General features: G+C 39.5%; 11 protein-coding genes. 3 read left to right on the top strand and 8 right to left on the bottom strand.

Going from position 1 to position 10,712, the window contains the following annotated elements; all coding sequences use genetic code 11:
- The first annotated feature begins 223 nt into the window (after positions 1–223).
- Genes ACZFYI_RS09145 through ACZFYI_RS09135 form a run of 3 tightly spaced genes read left to right on the top strand, consistent with a single transcriptional unit; the run spans position 224 to position 2,443 of the window.
- Entirely contained in the window at positions 224–631 is a 408-nt protein-coding gene (locus tag ACZFYI_RS09145; RefSeq protein ID WP_462523819.1) for a nucleotidyltransferase substrate binding protein, read from the top strand.
- The gene (locus ACZFYI_RS09140; RefSeq protein WP_462523818.1) at positions 624–956 is read left to right on the top strand and encodes a nucleotidyltransferase family protein; all 333 of its coding nucleotides are present in this window, start codon (positions 624–626) and stop codon (positions 954–956) included. The genes ACZFYI_RS09145 and ACZFYI_RS09140 overlap by 8 nt, the downstream gene beginning before the upstream one ends.
- Positions 957–997: 41 nt before the next feature.
- Positions 998–2,443 (top strand): sulfatase family protein, encoded by a 1,446-nt coding sequence (locus ACZFYI_RS09135; protein ID WP_462523817.1) that lies wholly within the window; start codon positions 998–1,000, stop codon positions 2,441–2,443.
- A 19-nt stretch (positions 2,444–2,462) separates the two neighbouring features.
- On the opposite strand, the gene ACZFYI_RS09130 is transcribed toward ACZFYI_RS09135, so the two are convergent.
- The 8 genes from ACZFYI_RS09130 to ACZFYI_RS09095 all read right to left on the bottom strand — a co-directional run.
- Entirely contained in the window at positions 2,463–2,864 is a 402-nt protein-coding gene (locus ACZFYI_RS09130) for a hypothetical protein (protein WP_462523816.1), read from the bottom strand.
- Positions 2,865–2,890: 26 nt separating this feature from the next.
- Positions 2,891–3,223: a DUF3291 domain-containing protein gene (locus ACZFYI_RS09125; protein WP_462523815.1), complete on the bottom strand. Its 333-nt coding sequence runs from the start codon at positions 3,221–3,223 to the stop codon at positions 2,891–2,893.
- A gap of 73 nt (positions 3,224–3,296) precedes the next feature.
- Positions 3,297–4,478: a TolC family protein gene (locus ACZFYI_RS09120; protein ID WP_462523814.1), complete on the bottom strand. Its 1,182-nt coding sequence runs from the start codon at positions 4,476–4,478 to the stop codon at positions 3,297–3,299.
- Positions 4,475–7,564 (bottom strand): efflux RND transporter permease subunit, encoded by a 3,090-nt coding sequence (locus ACZFYI_RS09115; protein ID WP_462523813.1) that lies wholly within the window; start codon positions 7,562–7,564, stop codon positions 4,475–4,477. The genes ACZFYI_RS09120 and ACZFYI_RS09115 overlap by 4 nt, the downstream gene beginning before the upstream one ends.
- Positions 7,565–7,631: 67 nt before the next feature.
- Positions 7,632–9,128: an efflux RND transporter periplasmic adaptor subunit gene (locus tag ACZFYI_RS09110; protein WP_462523812.1), complete on the bottom strand. Its 1,497-nt coding sequence runs from the start codon at positions 9,126–9,128 to the stop codon at positions 7,632–7,634.
- A gap of 76 nt (positions 9,129–9,204) precedes the next feature.
- Positions 9,205–9,618: a hypothetical protein gene (locus ACZFYI_RS09105; RefSeq protein WP_462523811.1), complete on the bottom strand. Its 414-nt coding sequence runs from the start codon at positions 9,616–9,618 to the stop codon at positions 9,205–9,207.
- Positions 9,619–9,717: 99 nt separating this feature from the next.
- Positions 9,718–10,143 (bottom strand): DUF1801 domain-containing protein, encoded by a 426-nt coding sequence (locus tag ACZFYI_RS09100; RefSeq protein ID WP_462523810.1) that lies wholly within the window; start codon positions 10,141–10,143, stop codon positions 9,718–9,720.
- 5 nt (positions 10,144–10,148) lie between these two features.
- On the bottom strand, positions 10,149–10,712 hold a 564-nt coding region (locus ACZFYI_RS09095), incomplete at its 5' end, for a YdeI/OmpD-associated family protein (RefSeq protein ID WP_462523809.1).

The following is a 10,712-nucleotide window of genomic DNA, read 5'->3' as shown; positions in this document are numbered from 1 at the left end:
CACCCACATTGATGGTGACCCCACAAATGGATAAAAAATTTGATGAAAATGGTGCATTGGTGGATGTCACCTTTGAAAAACCAATCGAAAGGTTTCTGGAGGATTATCTTTGGTTGCTTGAAAAGTTAAAGAATTGAAAGTCATTTTCTTGCTTTATTGGATATGTTTAAATGAAAAAAAGTAAAAGCAATTTCCAAAACTTGGACTGATAGATTAAAGGCCTATGAATAGCGAGGATGTACGATGGAAGCAACGATTTCAAAATTTTGAAAAAGCGATTGGTTATTTGGAGCAGGCACTTCAAATTCCCAGTCCGGATATCGTTCAAAAAGCAGGTATTATTCAGTTTTTTGAGATGAGTTTTGAACTTGCCTGGAACATGGTGAAAGATTATTTGGAGGATCAGGGTTTTGTGGATATTAAGTCTCCAAGAGGTGCTTTAAAAAAAGCCTTCGAAATGAATATTTTAGAAAACGGACACGATTGGATGGATTTGTTGCAAGACAGAAACCTTACAGCGCATACTTATGACGAACAAAAAGCTACTGAAATGGAGCAATTGATTAAAAATAAGTATTTCCCTATATTGAAAGCATTGCAAATTAGTTTTAATCAAAAAGCAAATGAATAGGTTTGGCCTTTTAGAAAAAGACATCGAAGAAATTATTTCTGTATTGGAGAAATTTCCCAAAGTTGAGAATGCGATTGTTTTCGGGAGCCGGGCAAAAGGAAATTTTAAGAATGGCAGTGATGTGGATATTGCTCTGAAAGGGAAAGATTTAGATTTTGATACTATTAGCCATGTAAGCTATCAGCTCAATGAAGAGACACAAATGCCATATAAATTTGATTTGCTCAACTACCATACCATCAAAGAACCTGAATTGAAGAATCATATTGACCGTGTAGGGATTGAGTTCTACAATAGAAAACATTTAAATCATATTAGGTTATAGATTGCTTATAATTTCATCTCTTAAGAAATACACTCAAAGCCATGCGGGTTTCAGTTTTCAAAATCAATTTAGCTTTTGTTTTTACATGTTTTTTAGGATTGGGGTGCTTGGCAAAGGCTGATAATCAAACCACAGAATTTGATAGGCCCAATGTGATCTTGATTTTCATTGATGACCTGGGTTATGGGGATTTGGGCACTTATGGATCAAAGCTTAATGTTACACCAAACCTGGATCAAATGGCAAGGGATGGGGTGAAATTCACGAATTTCTATGTGACTCAGGCGGTTTGTTCTGCATCAAGGGCAGCTTTGTTGACCGGGACTTATTCCAATAGATTAGGAATCCATGGGGCTTTGGACCATTCGGCCAAACATGGATTAAATCCGACCGAAACCACAATCGCTGAAATGCTGAAGCCATTGGGGTATCAGACTGCTGTATTTGGAAAATGGCATTTAGGACATCATATCGAGTTTTTGCCTACTAATCAGGGATTTGATGAGTATTATGGAATCCCTTATTCCAATGACATGTGGCCCAATCACCCCCAATCCAAAAACTACTATCCGCCTTTACCTTTGTACCAAAATGACAAAGTGGTGGATACAATTTTTTCTGACCAAAGTATGTTGACAACCAAGTTTACAGAAAAAGCGGTTGATTTCATCGAGAGAAATAGCCAAAAACCATTTTTCTTGTATCTCGCCCATCCGATGCCACACGTGCCCCTTTTTGTATCGGATAAATTCAAAGGGAAGTCTTCAAACGGGCTTTATGGTGATGTCATCATGGAGATTGATTGGTCAGTAGGAGAAGTGATGAAAGCACTGAAAGAAAACGGTTTGGAAGAAAATACCCTAGTCATATTTATTTCAGACAATGGCCCTTGGCTTTCCTATTCGGGACATTCGGGTAGTGCCGGTCCGCTAAAGGAAGGGAAAGGGACTTCATGGGATGGTGGAGTAAAAGTGCCGGCGATGATAAAGTGGAAAGGACAGATACCCACAGGTTTGGTTCAAGAAAACCCTGCGATGAGCATTGATATTTTGCCGACAATAGCCCAAATAACAGGTGCTGAATTACCTGAATTGCCTATTGACGGTAAAAGCATTTGGAGAATGCTGACCAATTCAAAAGCAAAATCACCTGAAGAAGCTTATTTCATTTATTACAATAAAAATGAACTTCAGGCTGTAGTCATGGGAGATTGGAAACTATATTTTCCTCATAAATACAGAAGCATAGTCCCCGGCCAAGCCCCTAGAAATGACGGGATTCCCATCGATTATTATATGATTGAAATGAAGGAAATGGAATTGTATCATATTCCCACTGATATTTCAGAATCAAAAAATGTGATTGCCGAAAACCCTGAAATAGTAGCAAAAATGCAAGCATTGGCCGAAAAAGCAAGGGAAGACATGGGTGATGCATTACAAAACCGTGAAGGAAAAAACAATAGAGAACCTGGCAGGGTCAATTGAACAATTGATTCGGATATGATTATTTTTCAATTGCCAATCTCCAACAAAAAACAGCCAAAATTAGGGTCAGTGGGGTTGCAAAGAATTTTTCGAATGCATTGTTTGCAAAGAGATTGCCTAAAGTGTTGAGTGCAAAAACCAGCATCAATATCAAAAAAAAGACTTTGAGGAAAATAGGTTTGACTTTCCAATTTAAATAACCGACCCGAATCCCAACAGCAATCATTACTAAAAGTGTAACGATGATCGAAATGGACTCAAATACAAACATTTGTTCCCGGTTTTCCAATTTTCCTCCCCAGGTATTTTCAAATGGAACTACACCAAAAAGGATAAGGAAGTGGAACATTAACGAAGCAGATGTAATCATGAGGATTCCATTTGCGGCAAATGTAGGTGTTAGTTTTTTATTAAAGATCAATGGAATAATGGTTTGAATATTACCACTCAAAATTTTAAGGGATTCACGTTTTCAAGCATTTTCTTGGCATCTTTCCAATTAGGAAATTGCTCTGCATTGATTGTCAGGGTCCGGATTTCTTTAGCAAGTTTGCCACTTTCTTTCATTGCTTTCAGGTGTGCACCGCTTTTGGAAAAATCCTTCAGGCTTTTTTCATCCGGCCAAAGAGTCAGAGTATAGTGTTTGGTCCAAACCCCTGTTTTTTTCATTCCAAGGCTATTACTTTTTTTGACTTGGAGGGTGATTGACAATGCTGATTTGGCCAATTTGAAAAACAAAATAAGGTTTTTCAACTCTAGATAAGTTAAGGTGAGTTTCATGGTGTATAACCTTTTTCAAAATTAGCCATTGAAAATTCGTTTACATTCTCAAAGAATGTAAGTAACAATTTAATCATAACCTGAATTTTAGGATTTCCGCAATTGTAGCATAGTACTCAAATTCTGTTTGAAGGTAATTGTTATATGCCATGTAGTAATAATTGCTTTCGAGAAAATATTCAATCGTCGAAATATATCCAACTTCCAAAGCTTTATCCAAATAGTCTTTGCTATTGAGAGTTGAAAGTACGTTTTTGTACTCGTTTAGGGTAAGGGAAAGTTTCTCGTACTTTTCATATAGCTGCAAGGAAGAGGAGTATTTGTCATTTTGGTATTGAACGACTTTGAGACTTGAAGAAGACAGTTCCGCCTCACTTTGCCTCACTTTATATTTGTTTTCCCAAAGTGGAATTGAAGTTCCAAAGTGAAAGCCATTGAACCTTTGTCCCAAAATAGCCTGATGGCGATATCCAGCTTCCAGTTTTGGCAGGGAAAGGGCTTTTGAAAGTTCCAGCTGCTTTTGTGCAGCCGAGATTTCCATCTCAATGAATTGCATTGTCGGGTCTTTGGCTTGAATTTCTTCAAACAATTCCTCGAAATCATCCATAGAATCCATCACAGGGTATGTAATAGCTTCAAATCTCAGTGGCTCTCCGCCGTTGAGTCCTGTCAGTTTTTGCGTTAGCTGATTGATCTGGGAAAGATTAAGCTGGTAATCTTTATTGATCTCAATGAGTTGAAGCTTTGCTTTATTGACATCGAGTATGTTGCCTTCTCCTGTGGAGAGTTTTTTTTCAAAGCTTTCCAATAACCCTTCTGTATAAGCCTTTCTTTCTTGAATTTGGATTTGAAGTTTATTCTGATAAATCAGTTCAAGACAGGTGCTTTGAGCATCAAAAAGGATTTCTTGCCTGCTCGCATTCAATTGAAAATCTGTTTGTGAAATCCTGCCTTCAGAAAGCTGTTTTCTTTTACCGTAAGAAGTCGGAAAATCGAAGGTCTGATTGACCAAAAAGTCTGTTTGGTTACCTGCATTGACAGGAAACCCATACATGAAATCGTATTCCACATTTGGATTATAAAGAGGGTTGTTGGATTTGAAAGCCAGTTTTTGTGCCTCGGTATTTTGGGCATTTGCTTGTAAGGTTTTGTTGTTTTTTTCAATTTCAACCAAGATATCTTCAATGCTAACCTGCGCCAAAACAGGAAAAGTAACGGCTAAAGTAAGCATCATCGCGCAGATGAATTTTTTCATTTTACCACAGATTTTGATTTGGATAAATAGTACACCATCGGAACTATGATGAGGTTCAGTAGCGTGGAAGTGGTCAATCCTCCCAAAATAACCTTTGCCATTGGACTTTGGATTTCATTTCCAGGCAGGTCGCTTGCCATGGCCAAAGGGATCAAAGCCAATCCGGCAGTGATGGCAGTCATGAGAATTGGACTCAGTCTGTCTTTGGATCCCTGAATGACCGTTTGGTATAGGTCCAGACCTTCCTCCCTAAGGGTTTCATAGTGGGAGACCAAAAGAATCCCGTTTCGGGTAGCGATTCCAAACAGGGTAATAAAGCCGATGATGGCCGGAATGCTCAAGATTCCACTCGTGAAATAAATACTGAAAATGCCCCCAATAAGTGCCAAAGGGAGATTTATGAGGATGATGGAGGCGATTTTTCCATTTTTGAATTCCTGAAAAAGAATCAGGAATATCACCAAAAGCGCAAATAGTGAAGTAATGAAAAGGGAAGAAGATGCTTCTTCTTCGGCTTCGAACTGCCCGCCGAGTTCGACATGGTAGCCTTCAGGGAGCCTGATCTTGTCATTGATCCTTTGTCGTACTTCATCTACCACGGATTTTTGGTCACGGCCTGCTACGTTAGCAGATACGACTGTTTTTCTTTCGACATTTTCCCTGTTGATGGTATTAGGTCCACTTGCGGATACAATGTCTGCCACGTAGTGAAGCGGTATTTTTTCCCCTGAATCGGTATCAATTTGGGTATTGAGAATGTCTTCCATTTTCTCTCTGTTAGCAGGATCGAACCTGACAATCAAGTCAAAAGAACGGTTTTCTTCATAGATTTCTGAAACTTTCTCTCCGGACAAACCCACATCCACGAATTCATTGAATTGACCAATGGTGATCCCGTAATGGCTCAAAAGTTCTCTTTTGGCTTTTATCTGGATTTGAGGGATTTCAATCTGCGGTTCTACACTCAAATCCACCAATCCTTCGATTCCCTGAATTTCATTTTTGATCTGATTTCCAAGGGAGTTCATTTTGTTGAGATCCGAACCAAATATTTTGATAGCAATGTTTGCGCGTGTTCCAGATAACATATGGTCTATCCGGTGTGAAATGGGTTGGCCAATACTGATGTTTGCTTCTTTGACTACTGATAATTTTTCACGGATTTCAGCCAGGAATTCTGCCCTTGTCCTTTCCTGAAGTTCAAAAGGAACCTCAATCTCAGAAGAGTTAACCCCTTGTGCATGTTCGTCAAGTTCTGCTCTTCCTGTTCTCCTAGTGGTAGAAATCACCTCTGGAATAGTCAATAAAACATCTTCAACTCTTTTTCCTATTTTATTGCTTTCCTCCAAAGAAAGTCCAGGAAGAGAAACTACTGCAAGGGTAAGTGCCCCTTCATTGAATTCCGGTAAAAAACTTCTTCCCAGCTGGGTAAATGCCAAAATCGCCACAAACAGCATGGCAAGGGCTGATCCGATAAAGGATTTTTTCCATCCCATCGCAAATTCTAAAAAAGACACATAGTAAAGCTGAAGTTTGGCCACCAGCCAGCTTTCCTTCTCTTGTTTTTCAAGCCTTTTTTCATTGGTCAGCATATAGCTGCAAAGCACAGGTGTAAGTGTAATTGCAATAATTAGAGAAGCAAACAGTGCCACGATAAAGGCGATGCCCAATGGCGCCAAAAGCTTTCCTTCCATTCCCGAAAGAAAGAAGAGCGGAAAGAAGGCCACAATGATGATAAATGTAGCATTGATGATGGATTGACGGATTTCAAACGAGGCATTGAAAATTACTTCAAGCTGATTGGTTCTTTCAATTTTGGGCTTTTTGGCATTTTCCTTCAGCCTTTTTAGGACATTCTCCACGTCAATGATGGCATCATCTACCAAATCTCCAATAGCAATAGCCATGCCTCCCAAACTCATGGTATTGATCGTAAAGCCAAGCCACTTTAGAGTAAGGATAGCAACCAATAAGGATATAGGAATCGCCAATAGGGAAATGACCGTTGCCCGCCAATTCATCAAAAAAAGGAAGAGGATGACCACTACAAAAGCACTTCCTTCCATCAGCGTCCTCTGGATATTACTGATAGAGGCATTGATAAAATCTGCCTGTCGAAATACTTTTGTATTGATGACGATGTCCGAAGGCAAGGTTTTTTGAAGATCCAGGACAGCTTCATCGATTTTTGTTGTCAATTCCAAAGTGTTTACCCCCGGTTGTTTGGATACTGCCAAGACTACAGAAGGCTTTCCATTATTGGAAGCATCCCCGATTTTTGGTGCCGAACCGATTTTGACCTCTGCGACATCTTCGATTCTTACCGTTTGTCCATTTGATTTCTTGATTATAGCCCTACCGATTTCGTTTACATCGTTGGTTCTTCCTATTCCTTTGATGATGTATTCATTTCCATACTCATTCAAAAATCCCCCGGAGGAGTTGCCGTTAGATTCCTTGGCCGCTTCAATCAATTCAGAAAGTGTGACCTGGTGAAAATTCATCCTTTGGGGATTGGCCTGGATCTGGTATTGTTTGAAATCTCCCCCATAGACAATGACCTGTGCCACACCCCCTGTAGCCAAAAGTCTTGGCCGGATAATCCAATCCGAAATCGTCCTCAAATCCATCATAGAGGTGCTGTCGGCCGTTAAGGCGACAAACATAATCTCTCCCATGATAGAAGACTGTGGCGCCATGGTTGGAGTTCCAACGCCAATTGGCAGCTTATCCGAAATGGTGGCAAGTTTTTCATTGACGACCTGCCTGGCGAGATAGATATCCGTATCCCATTCAAATTCGACCCAGACAACAGAAAAACCGCCAGAAGAAGCACTGCGGACGCGCCTTACATTGCTAGCTCCGTTGACTGATGTTTCTATTGGAAATGTGACTAGCCGTTCGACTTCTTCCGGAGCCATTCCATGGGCTTCTGTCAAGACCACCACTGTAGGAGCTGTCAGGTCAGGAAATACATCCACTTCCATATTGAAGGCAATGTAAGTTCCAAAAAGAGACAAAAGTCCAAAGCCAACTATCACTAAAAGGCGGTTGTTCAGTGAAAATTTTAAAATCCTGTTGAGCATTCTTTTATCAGTTTATCATACTGAAAAACAGTATATTATATTTTATTACCTTCAGTGAATTCCAAGGTTAATGTGAGTGTCCGTGCTCAGGAATTGCACCGGATGCACTTGCTAATTTGATGGCATAAGCGCCTTTGGTGACTACTCTTTCTCCTTCTTTCAGCCCTGAAAGTACCTGCACAAGTCTTCCGTCATTGCCACCCAATTTGATTTCCCTCTTTTCAAAAGTTTCTCCACCTGTCTGGACAAACACAAAGAAATTTCCGAGTTCTTCCATTAAAGCTTTGGTAGGTATGATCAATGCATCAGGTATTGGGGAGGATTTAAGATATACCTCTGCCACGGATCCAGGAATGATATTTCCGACATTGTCAATTTCAAATGTTATGGGAATATAGGAAGCGTTTCCGCTGGTGCTTTTTCCAAATGAGATGACTTTTCCATTCATCTCCTCCGTATTGAAGACAGTATTTTCACTTACAATTTTGAAATTGGCACCACTGATCATTGGTAATTTCTGAAAGTACTTTTGTGAGACATTTGCCTGAAGCATCACTTTTTTATTTTTGCTGACTAAGGCTAGGGGAGTTCCTGCTTCTACAAATTGTCCTTCCGAAACGAGCAGGTTTTTGAGGAATCCATTTGAGTTCGTTGTGACTTTTTGGCCGGAGGAAGAATAGTTTTTGGAAACAGCCTGATAGGTCGATTGCATGTTTTCGTACTCGAGTTTTCTTTTGAGGTATTCCCGCTCTGAAATTATCCTGTCCTTTATAAGGATTTCTGCTCTATCAAATTCAGCTTTTGCCAATTCATAATTTGCCTTGGTCTCTTTGAAATACACATCAGGATTTCCTTGGGTTAGACTTCCTCCCGTGATGGTAAAAATATGGTCTCCGACATTAAGCTTTGATCCCACGACTGTTTTGTTGCTTGCAAACAACACAGCACCACTTGAATTGGCTGTAATAACTGTTTCATCTCCAGGTGCCGCAATGACTTGGCCACTTGTTTTTAGGATTTCCCTGAAAGTGCCTCGCCTTACAAGTTCATTTGCAAACTCAATATTCCAAGCTTGGGGCTTCAAATAAGTAATTTCTTCCCCGGTTTTGGTTTGTTTTTGATTCCTTACCACAGCAACCAAATCATTGAAAACCTCGATGTTTTCAAAAACGAATTGCTCAGAGATTGCACCTGTTTGGATATCGAAAGTAAGTTTTCCTGTTCCGGTAGTTTCCGGGGTGATTTCGACTTCGTAGATTCCCGTGCTTGTCTGACTATTTGCCTCTGCCAAAACCTGCTTTCCTCCAATAGATAGGTTAGATTTGATTTTTCCGTCTTGAACAGGTTGGAATTTTTCACCGAGTCTGGTAAGGTGGACCATCATCGTTGTGGGTTTTCCTGCTATCAGATAGGGGAAATCAACAAATAATTCCAAATTATCCGAGTATTTGGTAAGGGTGACAGGAGGGATTTCCTCTTCTTCATCGTGACTATGGTCATGAGCTTGATTGCAGCTGAAAGAAATGACCAATAGCCAAGCCAAAAGGATACTTGCCTTTTTCATGGTATTGTAAATTGAAATTTTAAATTGGGGAAGGAATAAGTTTATGGGATCCCATTAGAAAGGAATACCAAAAAAATTACAAATACGCAGGTGGAGCTCTCAGCCCACCAGGCGGGAAATAGCTAAAAATAAAAGGATCTTGATTGTATTCTGTAAAGAATTTTTCTTCTTCAATTAATGGAAATTTGGGCCTAATTTCATCTTGATGTACGGAATAGAAATCAAAATACTCGTTGTTGAAAGTCTCATCCATATTTGGACAAGAGATACATTCCATACCTTCGTGTCCATGAGATACCAAAGAAAAGAAGTTTTCTAAAAGTGTATGGTGGTGGCTTGATTCAATCTCGGAACTGAATTCCTGATGAAAATGGCCGGAAAAGCCAAAATCTTCAATATGGCTGTGGTGGTGATGGGGTATAATACTGTGTCCCAACATCATCAATGTGGAAAGCGAAAGAAAAAATAAAGACAAATATGATTTCTGCATTTAATTCAAAAATAAAAAAAGTATCAAATTTCCTGTTACCGTTGAACCATTTTCTGTTCTAATTATAACGGCTCTAAATAAATGATAGAAAGAGGCCTATCAATGAACCGGGTATTTTTCGCGGATATAATTTATGGATTCTTTGGCCAAGGCTTTGATGATGTCTTCTTTTACATCGGATAGTTTGTTGATATACACACAGGATTTCCCATTTTTGAATTTTCCCAATTGGGCAAGAAGAGTACCACTTTGACCTTCAATATCACACGAAAAATATAAGGAAATGGCAGCCTTTCTTGGGGAAAATCCCACCAAAAGAAAATCTCCTTCCCTGCCGCTGTCATATTTATAGTGATAGCTTCCAAATCCAATGATGCTTGGCCCCCACATTTTGGGCTCATGGCCTGTGGCTTCTTTGAAAATCCTGATCAATTCAAAACTGTCATTTCGCTTTTGCTCGTTTTCAACCTTATTGACAAAATCAGTGACGGAAGAATCGGTTTCTTGTGTTTTGTTTGCTGCCATGGGAATTATTTGTATTTGTCATTTAGGCCTATCCCATTCATGATCATGGGTTTGATTTTTTCCAGTCGGGACAATTGGGTTGCTTCCCGCTTGGCTTCCTGTATGTATGCCGAATATTCATTTTTCTGGTAATCGCTTAGTTTTTCAAAACAGAAATTGAGTTCCTCGTTAGAGCAAAGCGCTTCACAAAGAATGGGATGGATTTCTATTACTTTGGATTTTTGATTTAGTGGCTTTAGCTCTTTTTTCTCATTCTCGACTGCCTCATGGATATAGGAAATAATTAATTCAGGATTGATTTCTTCAATAGCATGAAACCTCCATTGCCGTTGTGATTTGGTTTTACCTTCCTGAGCATTTACCAAGACCTTCATTGGGTCGGATAAAGCAATACCATTATAAAACCAGATGCCGACATAGGATTTGAATGCGGCAATACCTAGGATATTTTTTCCTTGAAAAGTAAATACATCAATACCCCACTTAACAGTTCTCTCGAGTTCCGTTTCTGCCAATATGGATATCAGTTTATCCAATATTTCTTTTGGGTTTTTCATCATTTGGGATTG

It is taken from the genome of Aquiflexum sp. (assembly GCF_977115555.1).
Note: the sequence above shows the minus strand (reverse complement) of the source record. Positions and strands in the feature narration are given on the sequence as shown.

Bases quoted from the DNA above. Each gene is read 5' to 3' on its own strand.
- ACZFYI_RS09145 (WP_462523819.1), top strand. From the start codon at position 224: ATGAATAGCGAGGATGTACGATGGAAGCAACGATTTCAAAATTTTGAA.
- ACZFYI_RS09140 (WP_462523818.1), top strand. From the start codon at position 624: ATGAATAGGTTTGGCCTTTTAGAAAAAGACATCGAAGAAATTATTTCT.
- ACZFYI_RS09135 (WP_462523817.1), top strand. From the start codon at position 998: ATGCGGGTTTCAGTTTTCAAAATCAATTTAGCTTTTGTTTTTACATGT.
- ACZFYI_RS09125 (WP_462523815.1), bottom strand. From the start codon at position 3,223: ATGAAACTCACCTTAACTTATCTAGAGTTGAAAAACCTTATTTTGTTT.
- ACZFYI_RS09120 (WP_462523814.1), bottom strand. From the start codon at position 4,478: ATGAAAAAATTCATCTGCGCGATGATGCTTACTTTAGCCGTTACTTTT.
- ACZFYI_RS09115 (WP_462523813.1), bottom strand. From the start codon at position 7,564: ATGCTCAACAGGATTTTAAAATTTTCACTGAACAACCGCCTTTTAGTG.
- ACZFYI_RS09110 (WP_462523812.1), bottom strand. From the start codon at position 9,128: ATGAAAAAGGCAAGTATCCTTTTGGCTTGGCTATTGGTCATTTCTTTC.
- ACZFYI_RS09105 (WP_462523811.1), bottom strand. From the start codon at position 9,618: ATGCAGAAATCATATTTGTCTTTATTTTTTCTTTCGCTTTCCACATTG.
- ACZFYI_RS09100 (WP_462523810.1), bottom strand. From the start codon at position 10,143: ATGGCAGCAAACAAAACACAAGAAACCGATTCTTCCGTCACTGATTTT.